Raw genomic sequence first — 14,156 nt, 5'->3', positions numbered from 1 at the left:
GGCGGGAGCCGTCAGGTGACCCCGTAGAACCTCTCCGTCTCCTCGACGGCGGTCTGGAACCGCTGGTCGAAGTCATCGCGAATGAGCGTCCGGACGACATAGTCCTGGACGCTCATTCCTCTTTTCGCCGCGTGGTGCCGGAGCCTTTCGAGCAGCTCCCCGTCTATCCGCAGGCTGAGCACACTGGTCCCCATGCGTACGAGGGTCGCCACATCCGGCCGCGCGGTGCGCCGCTTTCCGGAACCGGCTCACTCATACGGGTGATCGGAGGGTTCAGTGGCGGGCATCACGGGCAGGCAGGCGCGTCCGACTGGTCTTTAGAGAGAGTAATGAGTTACTCTAAGGAACATGCCGGACCTTACCCATGGCGACGACGCTGCCGCCGTGAACGCTCTCCGCTCCGCCGTGATGCGGCTGTCCCGTCGCCTCAAGCACCAGCGGGTCGACGAGTCGCTGAGCCCCACCGAGATGTCGGTGCTCGGCACCCTCTTCCGCTGCGGCTCCGCCACCCCGGGCGAACTGGCCCGCAAGGAGCACGTCCAGCCGCCGTCGATGACCCGCATCGTCGCGCTGCTCGAAGCCAAGGGGCTGGTCCGGCTGGAGCCGCACCCCGAGGACCGGCGCCAGAAGGTCGTCACCCAGACCGAACAGGCCGAGGCCATGCTCGAAGAGAGCCGCCGCAAGCGGAACGCCTTCCTGGCCGGCCTGGTCGAGGGCCTCGACGAGGACGAGTGGGCCGCCCTGCGCGCCGCCGCCCCCGTACTGGAGAAGCTCGCACACCTGTAAGCGCACCACCGAAGGAGGCGAACCCTTTTGAGTACGGGATCCGGAACACCTTCCGCCCCCGCACCGGCCACTCCTGCCACCCCCGTTTCCCGTAAGTCCTCGATGTTCGGTTCGCTGAGGATCAGGAACTACCGCCTCTTCTTCGCCGGCCAGGTCGTCAGCAACACGGGGACCTGGATGCAACGCATCGCCCAAGACTGGCTGGTCCTCAGCCTCACCGGCTCCTCCGCGGCCGTCGGCATCACGACGGCCCTGCAGTTCCTGCCGATGCTGCTGTTCGGGCTGTACGGCGGCGTCCTCGTGGACCGCCTGCCCAAGCGGCCCGCCCTGCTGGTCACCCAGTCCTCGATGGGCGTCACGGGACTCGCGCTCGCCGCGCTGACCCTCTCCGGCCAGGTCCAGGTCTGGCACGTCTACGTCGCCGCCTTCGCCGTCGGCCTCGCCACCGTGGTCGACAACCCGGCCCGTCAGTCCTTCGTCTCCGAGATGGTCGGCCCGGAGCAGCTGCAGAACGCGGTCAGCCTGAACTCGGCGAACTTCCAGTCCGCCCGGCTGGTCGGCCCCGCCGTCGCCGGCCTCATGATCACCGGCGTGGGCACCGGCTGGGCGTTCCTCGCCAACGGCCTGTCCTTCGCCGCGCCCATCGCCGGCCTGCTGCTGATGCGCGCCCGCGAACTGCACGTGGTCGAGCGCGCGCCGCGCGGCAAGGGCCAGCTGCGCGAGGGCCTCGGCTACGTCGCCAAGCGGCCCGAGCTGATCTGGCCGATCGTCCTGGTCGGTTTCATCGGCACCTTCGGCTTCAACTTCCCGGTGTGGCTCTCCGCCTACGCCGACGACGTCTTCGACGCCGGAGCCGGCGCGTACAGCCTCTTCAACACGCTGATGGCCGTCGGCTCCCTGGTCGGTGCCCTGCTGGCCGCCCGGCGCGGCACGGCCCGGCTGCGCGTCCTGATCGCCGCCGCGCTGGCCTTCGGCACGCTGGAGATCGTGGCCTCCGTGGCACCGTCGTACTGGCTGTTCGCGCTGCTCATGGTCCCGATCGGGGTCTTCGGCCTGACGGTGAACGTCACCGCGAACACGGCCGTGCAGATGGCCACCGACCCGGCCATGCGCGGCCGGGTGATGGCCCTGTTCATGATGGTGTTCATGGGCGGTACGCCGCTGGGCGCGCCGGTGGTCGGCTGGGTCACCGACACCTACGGCGCCCGGATCGGCTTCGCGGCCGGCGGCGTCGTGTCGGCCGTCGCGGCCGCCGCGATCGGCCTGGCCCTCGTCCGCATCGGCGGCCTGCGCGTGTCGGTGGGCTGGCACCACGGCCACCCGCGGGTCCGCTTCGTACCGCGCGAGCGGGAGCGGCTGACGACGGCCGCGTAGGCCTGCCGGCCGGGACGCGGGAGCGGCGGTGCGGCGGTGCGGCGGGGGAGGCATCGTCGCGGGGACGGGCCGCGGGGGTGCCGGCCGGCGTGGGGTGCCGGCCGGCGTGAGGGCGGGCCCGGGCGCTGCCCCCTACCGCACCCGCCGGGCCAGCACCTGGCCCGGCCAGGCGTTCGGGCCGTGGGTGTAGGGATGCGTCGGGGTGAAGCCGTTGGCCTCGTAGTACGCGACCAGTCTGCGGTCGCCGCCCGCGTAGCAGTCCACGCGCAGCAGTCCCACGCCGGCCCGCCGGGTCACCTCGGCGGCGTGGTCGAGCAGCGCGCTGCCCACGCCGTGCCCCTTGAAGCGGCGGTCGGAGGCCAGCCAGTGGATGTACCGCTCGGGCTCCCCCGGCGGCGGCAGGTGGGACAGGTAGGAGCCGGGCCCGTCGGTGAGGGTGAGGGTGGCGGCCGGTACGCCGTCCACCTCGGCGAGGTACGTGGTCCCCTCGTCCATGGCCCGCGCGACCGCCGCCACCGTCTTCTCGTGCCCTGACAGGGGCTCGGTGCCCCACTGCACGGTGCGGCCCTGTGAGACCAGCCACTCCACGCTGCTGTCGAGCATGCCGAGTATCGCGGGCAGGTCGTCGGGGCCGCCTTCTCGAATGGTGATCGCCATGGGCCCATCATGCCGCCCGGGGTCCGGGACCGCGGGGTGGGATCGTGAGGTCCATGAGACTCTTCGCCGCCGTGCTTCCCCCCGAGGACATCGTCGACGAACTCGCCGCGGAGGTGTCCCGGCTGCGGCGGCTGCCGGGTGCCGGCCGGCTGCGCTGGACCGCCCGCCCCGGCTGGCACTTCACCCTCGCGTTCTACGGCGAGGTCGCCGACGAGGTCGTCCCCGCGCTGTCGGACCGCCTGGCCCGCGCGGCCCGGCGCTCGGCCCCCTTCTCCCTCGCCCTGGCGGGCGGCGGCCAGTTCGGCCGGGGCCGCGCGCTGTGGGCGGGCGCCGAGGGGGACGTGGAGGCGCTGCGGCTGCTGGCCGACCGGGCGGAGGCGGCGGGGCGGAAGGCCGGGGTGCCGATGGCGGAGCACCGGCGGTACAAGGCCCATCTGACGCTGGCCCGCAGCCGGGAGGCGGTGGATGTGCGGCCGTATGTGGCGGACCTCGCGGAGTTCTCCGGCGGCGGCTGGACCGTGGGCGAGCTGTCGCTGGTGCGCAGCCGCCTGCCGACGTCCGGGACGGCGGGGGAGCAGCCGCGGTACGAGGTGGTCGAGCGGTGGGTGCTGGGCGGGGGCGGTTAGGCTCGCATGCGTGGACCCGAAAACCCGTAACCGGATCATGGCCGGTGTGCTCGTGCTGATGTTCGTCGTGGTGGCCTTGGCGTCGGCCATGCGTTAGGGGGTGCCGGGGAACCGCGGCCGTCCTTCCGACCGCGGGCGCGTCGTGGCCGGTCGCGCGGTTCCCCGTGCCCGACCGCTTACCAGGCGAACGCCTCCGGGGACGGGCCCGGGCCCGGGAAGATCTCGTCCAGGCTGCTCAGCAGGTCCTCGCCCAGCTCCAGCTCCACCGCCCTGAGGGCCGACTCCAGCTGGCCGGCGGTGCGCGGGCCGACGATGGGGCCGGTCACTCCGGGGCGGGTGAGCAGCCAGGCCAGGGCCACCTCGCCGGGCTCCAGACCGTGCTTGTCGAGCAGGTCCTCGTAGGCCTGGATCTGCGCGCGGGCGGCCGGGTCCTTGAGGGTGTCGGCGGCCCGCCCGGAGGCGCGGCGGCCGCCCTGGACCTCCTTCTTGATGATCCCGCCGAGCAGGCCGCCGTGCAGCGGCGACCACGGGATGACACCCAGGCCGTAGTCCTGCGCGGCCGGGATGACCTCCATCTCGGCGCGGCGCTCGGCGAGGTTGTACAGGCACTGCTCGCTGACCAGGCCGATGGTGCCGCCGCGCCGGGCGGCGGTCTCGTTGGCCTGGGCGATCTTGTAGCCGGGGAAGTTGCTGGAGCCGGCGTAGAGGATCTTGCCCTGCTGGACGAGGACGTCGATCGCCTGCCAGATCTCCTCGAACGGGGTGTTCCGGTCGATGTGGTGGAACTGGTAGAGGTCGATGTGGTCGGTCTGGAGCCGCTTCAGGCTGGCGTCCACCGCGCGGCGGATGTTCACCGCGGAGAGCTTGTCGTGGTTGGGCCAGGCGTTGTCGGTGTCGGCGGCCATGTTGCCGTACACCTTGGTGGCGATGACGGTCTTCTCGCGCCGCCCGCCGCCCTTGGCGAACCAGTTGCCGATGATGCTCTCGGTGCGGCCCTTGTTCTCGCCCCAGCCGTACACGTTGGCGGTGTCGAAGAAGTTGATGCCCGCGTCCAGCGCCGCGTCCATGATCGCGTGGCTGTCGGCTTCGTCGGTCTGCGGACCGAAGTTCATCGTCCCGAGGACGAGCCGGCTGACCTTGAGTCCCGTGCGTCCGAGCTGCGTGTACTCCATGGTCCACTAGCCAACGGCTTGGAGTGCGCTCTAGGCAAGTGCTCTGTGGATCAAGGGGGTTGCGGCCGGGTGCCCCGGCCCGGCAGGCAGGTGCCCGGCCCGGCGGACAGGTGCCGGGCCGGGCACCCGGGGGTGCCGTCCGGCCCGGCGGCTCAGTTCCCCACGTCGCCGGGCGTGCCCGGTGCGGGGGAGCCGCCCTGGCTGTTCGTGATCACGCCGAGCCGGTTGGCGGCGTTGATCATGGCGATCAGGTAGACCAGCGCCGTGGTCTGCTCCTCGTCGTAGTGCGTGCGGACCTGTTCCCAGGTCTCGTCGCGGACACCGGGGTGGGCGTCGGCGATCCGGGTGCCCTCCTCGGCGAGCGCGAGCGCGGCCCGCTCGGCCTCGGTGAACACGGTGGAGTGCCGCCAGGTGGCCACCAGGTGGAGCCGGACCGCGGTCTCACCGGCCGCCGTGGCCTCCTTGGAGTGCAGGTCGGCGCAGAAGCCGCAGCCGTTGATCTGGCTGGCGCGCAGCATCACCAGGTCCTGGGTGGTCCGGGGCAGCGCCGACCGGGCGATCTCCAGGCTGACGCCCGCGAACCGCTTGCCGAGCCTGGCGCCGAGCTCGTTGTCCATCAGGCCGAGACGGAGTTCCATGGAGTGTCCTCATCCGTGATCCGTTGAGTCGGTGCCGCGCCGGTGGTGGGCGCGGCGTCGTGTCGGTCACGAGATGCCGGCCGGCCCCTCGCCGTGACAGCCGCGCCCGTGTGACCTGCGCCACTGTCGGGCCGGACGGGAGGGCTGTCGGAGGCCTGTCGTACGGTGCGGGGAGCCGCACCGCCTCTGGAGGGTCCCGTGTCCGTCCCCGCCCGGCTCTGTGCCGTCGTCCCCGCGCCGCTTCCCTCCGCCGAGGCGGACGTCCCCGAGCTGCTCGGGCCGCCGGGCAGCCGCCTGCTGGTGCAGCGCGGCGACGACGCGCTCGTGGTCCAGCCGCTGGACGACGCCTTCGCGCCGGCGGGGGACCCGGTGCGGGTGCCCGCGCCGTGGCCGCGCCGCCGCGGGACGTGGGCGGTGGCGCCGGACACGAGCCTGGCGGTGTTCGCGGGCGTGCACGCGGTGCGGGCGGTGGAGCCGTCGGGCACCACGCGCTGGGAGGTCCGGCACGGCTGCTGGTACGGCGCCTGCCGTGAGCGGCACGAGTCGTACGGGGAGTACGGCGACCGCGACGACCACCGTCACCCGGAGAGCGGTTCGGCCGGCTTCTCCGTGGACGGGTCGTTCGTCTGGGCGCACGTACGCGGGCCGCTCGCGGTCGGGGAGCCGGACCCGGACGCGCTGGACGAGTGGGTGCTGCTGGACCCGGCGGACGGGCGGGTGCTCGCGCGGGCCGACGCCGAGTCCGCGGCGGCGGGCAGCTTCCACCTGCCGCACCCGGCGGACCCAAGCCAGATGGGCCTGAGCATCGGGGAGGGCCAGGACGGGGCGCCGCTGCGCTGGGGGCGCTGGGACGGGACGGAGCTGTCCGTCACGTACGTCGACGGTGACCTGACCCTGATGGGCGTGAGCCCGTCCGGGGAGCGGCTGATGACCGTGGCCCACGACCAGGACGCGCTGACGGTGCGGGACACCGGCGGTGCGGTGCTGGAGGGCCTGGAGTGGGACGCCGGGACGGCCGTCCCCCCGCATCCGGAGGCCGAGCCGGACAACGACGAGGCACTGGCCTACTGGGACTGGGCGGGCGGCTTCCTGGACGAGACGACCCTGATCTGCTCGACGACCGAGGGCGACGAGGAGTGGGGGCGGGGCCGGCACTGGCTCCTCGACACCGCGGGTGCGCGCACCCCGGTGGAGGTCACCTATCCGGTACCGGTCGGCATCCGGCCGCCCATGGCCGCGCTGGGCGACGGCAGGTGGGTGACGCCGGCCGACTCGGGGGAGGCGTTGTACGTGTGGGAGCGGGGTTAGTCGCGGGGGAACTCGTCGGTCTTGAGGACGAGATCGACCACGGTGCCGGTCAGGTCGACGTCGGTGCCGAAGTCCACCCGCGTACTCACGGCGTAGTCGCCGTCCTTGGGGTCGGTGTGGATGTGGCACCGTCCCTGGTAGGGGTCGGCGATGAGGTAGACGGGGACCTCGGCGGTGGCGTAGGCCGTCCGCTTGGGGCCGTAGTCGTTGTGCGCCGTGCCCTTCGAGACGACCTCCGCGACGAACTCGACGTCGCCGCAGCGCCAGAGTCCCCCGGGCGTCTTCTCGGCGCCCTCGGCGATGAGAGTGACGTCGGAGCAGAAGCCGTTGAGGTGGCCCGGGTAGTCGATGCGGACGTCCGACTTGACCCGCTTGCGCGGGAACTTGGTGCGCAGCTGCTCGTAGATACCGGCGATGACCTCCCAGTGGGTGTCCCGCTTCGGCGTCATGAAGACGGCCCCCTCGACGATGTCGACCGTGTATCCCTCGGGGGTGGTCCGCTCAAGCGACTCGAACAGGGCGTCCAGAGTCAGCCCGCCGCTCTCCTCGGCCATCTCGATCCTGTCTTCGAGGACGGTGCAACCGCGCAGTACAACGATGGGCACCGCACCCGGGAGACGCCGGATTTCGGTCAGCCCGTTCCCGCCGCGTACGCCCGTCCGACCCCCCACGCCTCCCACATCGCCCCCGCGAACGCCCCCGCGATCCGGTGCTCGCCGCGCGCGTTGGGGTGCGTGCCGTCGTAGGTGTCGGCGTGGAGGTCGTACGCCTTGGGCGGTGAGGCCAGCAGCAGCGGTGACCGGGGCTCGTCCAGGTCGGCGACCGTCTTGGCGAGCAGCACGTTGAACCGGTCGACCTGCTCGGCGAACGGCGGGTCCTGCGCGGCCCGGATGTTGGGTATCACCGGAAGCAGCACCATCCGGACGCGCGGGCCGGCCTCGCGGGCCCCCGCGACGAAGGCGCGCACGTTCTCCGCCGTCTGCTCGGCGTTGGTGTAGAAGCCGAGGTCGATCAGGCCCAGGGAGACCAGGAGGACGTCCGGGCGGTGGGCGCGGACCGCGTCGCCGACCAGCGGGGCCATGTGCAGCCAGCCCTCGCCCCAGCCCGCGAGGTGGGCGCGCGGGAAGCCGGGCTCGGCGTAGGCGAGGGACGTCGGGGCGTCGGCCTGCTTGTCGTACAGCGTCTCGCGCGGGCCGACGAAGGTGAACGGGCCGTCGTACGAGGCGCACAGGTGCTGCCACAGCCGGTAACGCCATGTGTGTTCGCCCGCGCTCCCGATCGTCATGGAGTCGCCCACGGGCATGAACCTCAGCATCCGCTCATGATGAAGGATCCCGGAGGCGCCTGGGGCCGGTGGTGACTGTGAGGCGGACCACGTCCCGGGTGCCGGGGCGGCCGCCTTCCCGGGCCCGGGCGGCCATGTGCCCGGTCTTGGGCGGCCACGTACCCCGGCCTTCGGCGGCCGCCTGTCCCGCCCCCGGGCGGCAACCTTCCCTGAACCGGCGCCGGGAATGGCAGGCTTGGCCCATGCGTCGATCGTTCGCCGTTCTCGCCGGGGTGCTGCTCGCCGGTGCCTGCGCGCTGCCCGCCTCCGCCGCCGGGGGAACCGCCGAGGGGGCCGGGGACCAGGGCTTCACCATCAAGGACCCGCGGATCACCGAGTCCAGCGGGCTCGCCGCCTCCCGGCAGCACCCCGGCGTCTACTGGACGCACAACGACAGCGACGACGGGCCGTACCTCTACGCCGTGGACAGCGCCACCGGAAAGACCGTCGCCCGGATCACCCTGCGCGGCATCGGCTCCCCACGGGACGTCGAGGCCATCTCCGTCGGACCGCACAACGAGATCTACGTCGGTGACATCGGCGACAACTTCGGCGGCCGGTGGCCGTACGTGTGGATCTACCGGCTGCCCGAGCCGGAGAAGCTCACCGACCAGACGGTCACGGCCAGGCAGTACGTCGTGAAGTACTCCGACGGACCGCGCGACGCCGAGTCGCTGCTCGTCCACCCGAAGACCGGGCGCGTCTACATCATCGACAAGAAGCAGGACGGCGGGCACCTGTACGAGGGCCCGGCCACCCTCTCCACCTCCGGCGCGAACGTCTTCAGGCCCGTCGCGGCCGTCGACCTGTGGGCGACCGACGCCGCCTTCTCCCCGGACGGCCGGCACCTCGCCGTACGCGGATACTTCGGTGGCATCGCCTACGACTGGAACGGCGGCCGGCTCCGGCGCAAGGGGCGCCTCGACGTGCCGCTCCAGGGACAGGGGGAGTCGGTGTCGTACTCCGCCGACGGCACCAAGCTGATGTACGGCAGCGAGGGCGCCGACAGCGCCGTACAGGCGGTCGACGCCCCGGACCGCCCCGCCGCGAAGTCACCGTCCGCGAGCGGAAGTTCCGGTGACCCGGCGGACAAGGGGGGCGGGGGGAGCCTCAAGGTCGGTGCCGTGATCGTCGTGGTCGGCGTGGCGGCGCTGTTCGGCCTGCGGCGGCTGCGGCGCGGCTGAGCGGGACGTACGCCACAACCCGCCGTGCGGGCGGGGGGCGGACGGATTTCGGCGCGTTCCGGTTCTCCTCCGCAGGTCCCTTTCCGTCTCCGTCCGAAGGTGGATCAAGTCCGCCTCCCAGATGGATCCCTACGCCCCGTCCGACACGAAATCGTCGTTCCGAACCGTAAGTTGACGGAAAGGAACGTCCATCGTGCGGATAGGACGCTTGGCGCCCGTGCTCGCCGTGGGGGTCACGGCGACCCTCGTCCCCGCCCTCGCCCCGGCACAGGCCTCCGCCGCGGTACCGCTGGGGAGGTTCGAGACCCAGAAGCCCGCCTGGCACAGATGCGACGCGTCGGAACCGGCCTCGTTCCAGTGCGCGACCATCAAGGTCCCGCTCGACTACAGCCACCCCGACGGCAAGACCATCAAGCTGGCCGTCTCCCGGATGAAGACCAGCGTCCCCGGCAAGCGGCACGGCTCGCTCCTCTTCAACCCCGGCGGCCCGGGCGGCGAGGGCCTGGACATGCCCGCCATGATGAAGGACACGCTGCCCAAGAAGGTCCGCGAGCAGTACGACCTCATCGGCTTCGACCCGCGCGGCGTGGGCCGGAGCACCCCGGTCACCTGCGGCCTCACGGACGCCGAGCAGAACTCCGAGCACCCCTACAAGGCGGAGACGTTCAGCCGCGACGTCAAGTGGGCCCGGACCGTCGCCGACAAGTGCCGTGCCAGGAGCGGCGACAAGCTGCCGTACATCACCACCCGCAACACCGCCCGCGACATGGACGTCATCCGTGCCGTCCTGGGCGAGAAGAAGCTCTCCTACCTGGGGTACTCCTACGGCACGTACCTCGGCGCCGTCTACGCGCAGATGTTCCCCGAGCGCACCGACCGCTTCGTGCTGGACAGCTCCGTCGACCCGGCCCGGATCTGGCGCGGCATGATCCAGGTCTGGGCGTCGGGCACCGAGCCGGCGTTCACCCGCTGGACGAAGTGGACGGCTGAGCACCACCGCACCTACAAGCTCGGCAACACCCCGGCCGAGGTGCGCAAGACGTTCTGGAACCTGATCGCCCGCGCCGACCGCACCCCCGTCAAGCTCGACGGCCAGAAGTACACGGGCGACGACATCCGGTCCGGCCTGCGTCCGGTGTTCTTCTCGCCCAAGTACGCGGCCGAGGCGGTCGTCGAACTGAAGAAGGCCGCGGCCGGCCACGGCTCCTCCCGCCACTCCCTCCTGCCGCCGGGCGTCCGGCCCGCTCCCCGCTGGGCTTCCGCGTCGGCGGGCTCCGGGGTCGCGCAGCCTCCGGTGGACAACGGCAGCGCCGCCTTCTGGTCGGTGCTCTGCGGTGACACCGCGGCCTGGCCGCACGACCCGGAGCAGTACCGGCGCGACGCCGTCCGGGACAAGGCCAGGTACCCGCTCTACGGCGACTTCGGCTCGAACATCACTCCCTGCGCGTTCTGGGGCGAGCCGGTCGAGCCCGTCACCAAGGTCGACAACAAGGTCCGCCTGCTGACCGTCCAGAACCAGTGGGACTCCCAGACCCCCCTGGCCAGCGGCCTCGGCATGCACCGCGCCCTGAAGGGCTCCCGCATGGTGTACGTCAAGGGCGGCGAGGGCCACGGCGTCTACGGCGGCGACCCGCGCTCCTGCGCCGACAGCAACGTCAACGCCTACCTGAGCACCGGCAAGCTCCCCGCTCGGGACGTCACCTGCAAGCCGTCCGGCCGGCAGGGCCTGGGCGTGAAGCCGTCGCTGGTTCCGCGCTTCTGACCCGCTGATCGACGAGGGGCGCCCGGTGCGGTTCACCGGGCGCCCCTTTTTCAGGTGCCGAGGGGGCAGGGAAGCGCCGGCATCCCACGGTTGGGGGAGCAGGTCACCAGCGCCAGCGAGAGATAGGAGGGACGTTCGAGGTAGAACCCGAGCGAGACGTCGCCTCCCGCGCCCAGCTGTTCGGCGGCGGAGACGACGAGGGCTTTCAGGCGCACGCCGCCGCGCTCCGTCGAGGACGCGAACCGGGGCGCGAACTCGACCAGGCGGTCACCCAGCCACCCCGCGGCCGCGTCCGGGTCCGGCCAGGTGCCACGCACCAGCGAACGCGGCTTGACGAGCCAGTACGCCGTTTCGATCGGCGGCAGATCCGACGTGGGGAACTCCGTGGCCACCTCCCGGTACCGCAGGATCACTTCCGGCTTGCTCTCCGCCGGGGGCGGGTCGGGGTGGGGCGGCCGGCGCAGGGCTTCCTGGTCGAAGCGGTCCTTGGGGCCTGTCCAGAGATAGGCGTGGTGGTGCACGGGCGTGTCCAGTTCGCCGAGTGTGGTGGACCGGCCCCGGCCAGGACCGCGCCTGACCGGGACCGGTGGGAGGAGGGGCAGGCTCAGACGGACAGCCCGAACCGCACCGGGTCGATCCCGGCCACGGCCAACTCCTCCGTGCTGAACCGCAACGGCTCCTTGTCGGGCCGCTTGCTGTCCCCGAGGGCCCAGGCGTCCTGCCCGATCCGGGCGAGGACCAGGCACGACTCGCCGTCCGGGTGGGTGTTGCCCCCGCACGCCGTCACGAACGAGACGTCGCTGAGGTCGAGGGCGTACAGGTCGTTTCCGTTCACCATGGGTGCACCTTTCTGCTCCGTGGCTTTGGGGGACGACCGTAGAGGGGAGGACCGGAGCAAGAAGTCGAATATTCCCGATTATTCTCGTGTAGTCACTCTGGATGCATGGACATTCACTCAGAGGCACCGACATGCTGGGGGCCAGCATCGTCAACACCCAGGGGGTGGTTGGGCATGGCGCGTCGGTTGCGGTTCAACGGGACGGGGAGCGGGGTCACGGGATGCCCGGCAGTGCATGAGGATCTGGACAGCGGGGAGGTGATCGTGCACGGCCCGCCGCTCACCGATCCGCAGGACGTCGCACAGCTTCAGCACCTCTCGGAGGGGGAGGTCGCTGTGGTGGTACCGCGGGACCTTCTGGTGGACTGGGCGCCAAAGGAGCGGACGCGGCAGGTGCAGACGATCGACCTGGATGAGTTCCACGGCCTGTTCGAGAAGTTCGAGCACACGGCGTGGCGGTTGGAGACGCGCCGCCGGTATGCGAGCGACGAAACGGGCGACCGGTGGGATCGGTTCATCCGAAACGGGACGATCGGCGAGAGCGAGGATTCAGACTCGCTCTACAGTTGGTGGACCGAGACGATCCGCACCCACACCGCGCAGGGCAGGCGGGTGGAGCGGGTGCGCGTCGTGGACCAGCCCGCCACCACTGGTCAGCGCTACCTCCTCGACAGCGCCAGGTGGAACATCGGCCTAGGCGAGGACATTCGCAACATGTGGCGTGCCGACGCCGACCGACTCCGACTCCCCGCCGAGGACTTCTGGCTGTTCGACAGCCGCCTCATCGCGCTTCTGCGATTCGATGACGACGACCAGCTCACCCACGTGGACCTGATCACCGAGCCCGCAGAGGTGGTGCGGTGCTGCATGGTGAGGGATGCTGCTTGGCACCACGCCGTACCGTGGAAGCAGTTCACGGCTGAGATGCGCGGCGACGCATAGGGGTACGAACGGATACCGGTGAGCACGGACTATCAAAGGGCACGTGAGGAACTTGGGCGCAAGCTCAGGGAACTGCGTCTGGAAAGCCCCGATGGACGGCTCACCGGTAGCCGGCTGGCCCAGCGGCTGGGGTGGCCGCAGTCGAAGGTCAGCAAGCTGGAGAACGGCAGACAGACTCCCTCGGACGAGGACCTGCGCGCGTGGACCAGCGCCGTAGGACAGCCGGATGCTTTTGTGGAACTCCGTGCTCGGCTCAAGGGATTCGAAAGTCACATACGCTCTTGGCGACGCCAGCTGGCGGCAGGGCATCGTCCTGTGCAGGAAACCTGGAACGCACTCGTTGCGGAGTCACGGGTTCTGCACATGTGGGAGAACCACTTGGTCTGCGGCATGCTCCAGACCGCTGAGTATGCCCGGTATGTCTTCGAGCGCTACACGGATCTCCGTTGCTCCCCAAGAGACATGGACGAGGCCGTGCGGGCTCGTATGAAGCGGCAGGAGTGGCTGTATCGGCCCGGAAAACGATTGAACTTGCTCATGTGGGAAGGCGCCCTGTGGGCCAGGGTGTGCCCGGCGGAAGTGCTGGTTGCGCAACTGGACCGCCTACTCGGGGCGGTCGGCATGGATACGCTGCACCTCGGCATCCTTCCGCTGGACGCAGAGCTGCGCATCCCGCCGGGCAACGCTTTCTGCATGCTGGACGAGCGCCTGGTCGTGGTCGAGGACTGGCACGCCGAACTCTGGCTGGACGATGCCGAAACGATCGCTCTCTACCGCCGCGTCTGGGACACCTTCGCCGAGTCGGCCGTCTACGGCGCCGAGGCCCAGCAGGTGATCGCCCGCGTCCGCCGCGGCATCAAGGTCTGAGCACGTACGGCCGTACGACGTCGTCGGCGGTCTCCCACAGGGGAGCCGTCGGCCGGGGTGGCGCCTGCCGGCACTCCTCGTCGCGGGGAAACGGCAGCCAGCGGCCGGCGGCACGGCAGCGTGTGTACCAGCGGCGCCACCGGGCGTCGTAGGGGCTGGGCTTACGCACGGTCCGGAACACCGGCCACCTCTTCAGGGACGAGCGTGAACCGGGCCCACACGGTCTTGGTGTACGGCCCCTGCCGGTGCCCCCACGTGTCGGCCAAGGCCTCCACGAGCGCGAGCCCACGCCCGCCCTCCTCGTCGGGGCCGGGGTCACGGAGGCGGGGGAGCCGGTCCCGGTCCGGGTCGGAGACATCCAGCACCAGCTCACTCCCCACCAGCAGGAGCGTGACCCGTACGCGGGCGTGGGAAACGAGGCAGTGGGTCACGGCGTTGGTGACGAGTTCGTTGGCCGACAGCAGCGCCCGCTCTGCGAGTTCGTCGGTGATGCCCCAGTCCGCGAGGGCCTTGCGGACGTAGTGCCGGGCGGTGGGGACGTGGTGGCTGCGGGTGGGGATGCGGAAGCTTTCGGTTGCGAGCATGGGCGGCAAGCTACGGCTGGATCCAGAGCACGTACAACTCACTCAAGTGAATAGATTCACTGGTTCATTCGATCGAGTGAAGGGTGCTCAGGGT

18 protein-coding genes are annotated in these 14,156 nt (G+C 71.2%); 8 read left to right on the top strand and 10 right to left on the bottom strand.

The window, feature by feature from the left end:
* Positions 1 to 11 precede the first annotated feature (11 nt).
* Positions 12 to 194, bottom strand: coding sequence for a ribbon-helix-helix protein, CopG family (locus ACZ4VF_RS24115; RefSeq protein ID WP_189294974.1), 183 nt, complete (start codon positions 192 to 194; stop codon positions 12 to 14).
* A gap of 154 nt (positions 195 to 348) precedes the next feature.
* On the opposite strand from ACZ4VF_RS24115, the gene ACZ4VF_RS24110 reads away from it, so the two are divergent.
* Entirely contained in the window at positions 349 to 786 is a 438-nt protein-coding gene (locus ACZ4VF_RS24110; protein WP_184965703.1) for a MarR family winged helix-turn-helix transcriptional regulator, read from the top strand.
* 102 nt (positions 787 to 888) lie between these two features.
* On the top strand, positions 889 to 2,160 hold the full coding sequence (locus tag ACZ4VF_RS24105; RefSeq protein ID WP_467928433.1) for an MFS transporter: 1,272 nt from the start codon (positions 889 to 891) through the stop codon (positions 2,158 to 2,160).
* A 132-nt stretch (positions 2,161 to 2,292) separates the two neighbouring features.
* Here the strand turns inward: ACZ4VF_RS24105 and ACZ4VF_RS24100 are convergent, their stop codons facing one another.
* On the bottom strand, positions 2,293 to 2,817 hold the full coding sequence (locus ACZ4VF_RS24100; RefSeq protein ID WP_467928431.1) for a GNAT family N-acetyltransferase: 525 nt from the start codon (positions 2,815 to 2,817) through the stop codon (positions 2,293 to 2,295).
* Between the two features lie 53 nt (positions 2,818 to 2,870).
* On the opposite strand from ACZ4VF_RS24100, the gene thpR reads away from it, so the two are divergent.
* Positions 2,871 to 3,443: an RNA 2',3'-cyclic phosphodiesterase gene (thpR, locus tag ACZ4VF_RS24095; RefSeq protein WP_467928430.1), complete on the top strand. Its 573-nt coding sequence runs from the start codon at positions 2,871 to 2,873 to the stop codon at positions 3,441 to 3,443.
* A 176-nt stretch (positions 3,444 to 3,619) separates the two neighbouring features.
* Here thpR and ACZ4VF_RS24090 read toward each other — a convergent pair whose 3' ends face one another.
* Positions 3,620 to 4,615, bottom strand: coding sequence for an aldo/keto reductase (locus tag ACZ4VF_RS24090; RefSeq protein ID WP_467928429.1), 996 nt, complete (start codon positions 4,613 to 4,615; stop codon positions 3,620 to 3,622).
* Positions 4,616 to 4,767: 152 nt separating this feature from the next.
* The gene (locus ACZ4VF_RS24085; RefSeq protein ID WP_467928428.1) at positions 4,768 to 5,253 is read right to left on the bottom strand and encodes a carboxymuconolactone decarboxylase family protein; all 486 of its coding nucleotides are present in this window, start codon (positions 5,251 to 5,253) and stop codon (positions 4,768 to 4,770) included.
* Between the two features lie 198 nt (positions 5,254 to 5,451).
* Between ACZ4VF_RS24085 and ACZ4VF_RS24080 the strand changes: the two genes are divergently transcribed.
* Positions 5,452 to 6,561, top strand: a complete 1,110-nt coding sequence (locus ACZ4VF_RS24080; RefSeq protein WP_467928426.1) for a hypothetical protein — start codon at positions 5,452 to 5,454, stop codon at positions 6,559 to 6,561.
* Here the strand turns inward: ACZ4VF_RS24080 and ACZ4VF_RS24075 are convergent.
* Complete coding sequence (locus tag ACZ4VF_RS24075; protein ID WP_467928636.1) at positions 6,558 to 7,115, bottom strand: Uma2 family endonuclease; 558 nt, start codon at positions 7,113 to 7,115, stop codon at positions 6,558 to 6,560. The genes ACZ4VF_RS24080 and ACZ4VF_RS24075 overlap by 4 nt on opposite strands.
* A gap of 77 nt (positions 7,116 to 7,192) precedes the next feature.
* Positions 7,193 to 7,876, bottom strand: a complete 684-nt coding sequence (locus tag ACZ4VF_RS24070; RefSeq protein ID WP_467928425.1) for an SGNH/GDSL hydrolase family protein — start codon at positions 7,874 to 7,876, stop codon at positions 7,193 to 7,195.
* A gap of 212 nt (positions 7,877 to 8,088) precedes the next feature.
* Between ACZ4VF_RS24070 and ACZ4VF_RS24065 the strand changes: the two genes are divergently transcribed.
* Positions 8,089 to 9,069 (top strand): WD40 repeat domain-containing protein, encoded by a 981-nt coding sequence (locus ACZ4VF_RS24065; protein ID WP_467928423.1) that lies wholly within the window; start codon positions 8,089 to 8,091, stop codon positions 9,067 to 9,069.
* A 193-nt stretch (positions 9,070 to 9,262) separates the two neighbouring features.
* Positions 9,263 to 10,831, top strand: a complete 1,569-nt coding sequence (locus ACZ4VF_RS24060; RefSeq protein ID WP_467928422.1) for an alpha/beta fold hydrolase — start codon at positions 9,263 to 9,265, stop codon at positions 10,829 to 10,831.
* Positions 10,832 to 10,881: 50 nt separating this feature from the next.
* Here the strand turns inward: ACZ4VF_RS24060 and ACZ4VF_RS24055 are convergent, their stop codons facing one another.
* Positions 10,882 to 11,352: a hypothetical protein gene (locus ACZ4VF_RS24055; protein WP_467928420.1), complete on the bottom strand. Its 471-nt coding sequence runs from the start codon at positions 11,350 to 11,352 to the stop codon at positions 10,882 to 10,884.
* A gap of 83 nt (positions 11,353 to 11,435) precedes the next feature.
* A complete protein-coding gene (locus ACZ4VF_RS24050; protein WP_467928418.1) occupies positions 11,436 to 11,669 on the bottom strand; it encodes a DUF397 domain-containing protein in 234 nt (77 codons plus the stop codon).
* A gap of 174 nt (positions 11,670 to 11,843) precedes the next feature.
* Between ACZ4VF_RS24050 and ACZ4VF_RS24045 the strand changes: the two genes are divergently transcribed.
* Together ACZ4VF_RS24045 and ACZ4VF_RS24040 are read left to right on the top strand one after the other, a co-directional pair.
* The gene (locus ACZ4VF_RS24045) at positions 11,844 to 12,611 is read left to right on the top strand and encodes a DUF6879 family protein (protein ID WP_467928416.1); all 768 of its coding nucleotides are present in this window, start codon (positions 11,844 to 11,846) and stop codon (positions 12,609 to 12,611) included.
* A gap of 18 nt (positions 12,612 to 12,629) precedes the next feature.
* Positions 12,630 to 13,478 (top strand): helix-turn-helix domain-containing protein, encoded by an 849-nt coding sequence (locus ACZ4VF_RS24040; RefSeq protein WP_467928414.1) that lies wholly within the window; start codon positions 12,630 to 12,632, stop codon positions 13,476 to 13,478.
* Here the strand turns inward: ACZ4VF_RS24040 and ACZ4VF_RS24035 are convergent.
* Together ACZ4VF_RS24035 and ACZ4VF_RS24030 are read right to left on the bottom strand one after the other, a co-directional pair.
* Positions 13,468 to 13,647 carry a hypothetical protein gene (locus ACZ4VF_RS24035; RefSeq protein WP_467928413.1) on the bottom strand — a complete coding sequence of 60 codons (180 nt, stop codon included), beginning with the start codon at positions 13,645 to 13,647 and terminating at the stop codon, positions 13,468 to 13,470. The two genes, ACZ4VF_RS24040 and ACZ4VF_RS24035, sit on opposite strands and share 11 nt — an antisense overlap.
* Positions 13,640 to 14,062, bottom strand: a complete 423-nt coding sequence (locus ACZ4VF_RS24030) for an ATP-binding protein (protein ID WP_467928412.1) — start codon at positions 14,060 to 14,062, stop codon at positions 13,640 to 13,642. Before ACZ4VF_RS24030 ends, ACZ4VF_RS24035 begins: the two co-directional genes overlap by 8 nt.
* Positions 14,063 to 14,156 lie beyond the last annotated feature (94 nt).

It is taken from the genome of Streptomyces sp. NPDC029151, from assembly GCF_055564315.1.
This window is presented reverse-complemented; position numbering and strand designations above follow the sequence as displayed.

Bases quoted from the DNA above. Each gene is read 5' to 3' on its own strand.
- ACZ4VF_RS24115 (WP_189294974.1), bottom strand. From the start codon at position 194: ATGGGGACCAGTGTGCTCAGCCTGCGGATAGACGGGGAGCTGCTCGAA.
- ACZ4VF_RS24110 (WP_184965703.1), top strand. From the start codon at position 349: ATGCCGGACCTTACCCATGGCGACGACGCTGCCGCCGTGAACGCTCTC.
- ACZ4VF_RS24105 (WP_467928433.1), top strand. From the start codon at position 889: ATGTTCGGTTCGCTGAGGATCAGGAACTACCGCCTCTTCTTCGCCGGC.
- ACZ4VF_RS24100 (WP_467928431.1), bottom strand. From the start codon at position 2,817: ATGGCGATCACCATTCGAGAAGGCGGCCCCGACGACCTGCCCGCGATA.
- thpR (WP_467928430.1), top strand. From the start codon at position 2,871: ATGAGACTCTTCGCCGCCGTGCTTCCCCCCGAGGACATCGTCGACGAA.
- ACZ4VF_RS24090 (WP_467928429.1), bottom strand. From the start codon at position 4,615: ATGGAGTACACGCAGCTCGGACGCACGGGACTCAAGGTCAGCCGGCTC.
- ACZ4VF_RS24085 (WP_467928428.1), bottom strand. From the start codon at position 5,253: ATGGAACTCCGTCTCGGCCTGATGGACAACGAGCTCGGCGCCAGGCTC.
- ACZ4VF_RS24075 (WP_467928636.1), bottom strand. From the start codon at position 7,115: ATGGCCGAGGAGAGCGGCGGGCTGACTCTGGACGCCCTGTTCGAGTCG.
- ACZ4VF_RS24070 (WP_467928425.1), bottom strand. From the start codon at position 7,876: ATGCTGAGGTTCATGCCCGTGGGCGACTCCATGACGATCGGGAGCGCG.
- ACZ4VF_RS24065 (WP_467928423.1), top strand. From the start codon at position 8,089: ATGCGTCGATCGTTCGCCGTTCTCGCCGGGGTGCTGCTCGCCGGTGCC.
- ACZ4VF_RS24050 (WP_467928418.1), bottom strand. From the start codon at position 11,669: ATGGTGAACGGAAACGACCTGTACGCCCTCGACCTCAGCGACGTCTCG.
- ACZ4VF_RS24045 (WP_467928416.1), top strand. From the start codon at position 11,844: ATGGCGCGTCGGTTGCGGTTCAACGGGACGGGGAGCGGGGTCACGGGA.
- ACZ4VF_RS24030 (WP_467928412.1), bottom strand. From the start codon at position 14,062: ATGCTCGCAACCGAAAGCTTCCGCATCCCCACCCGCAGCCACCACGTC.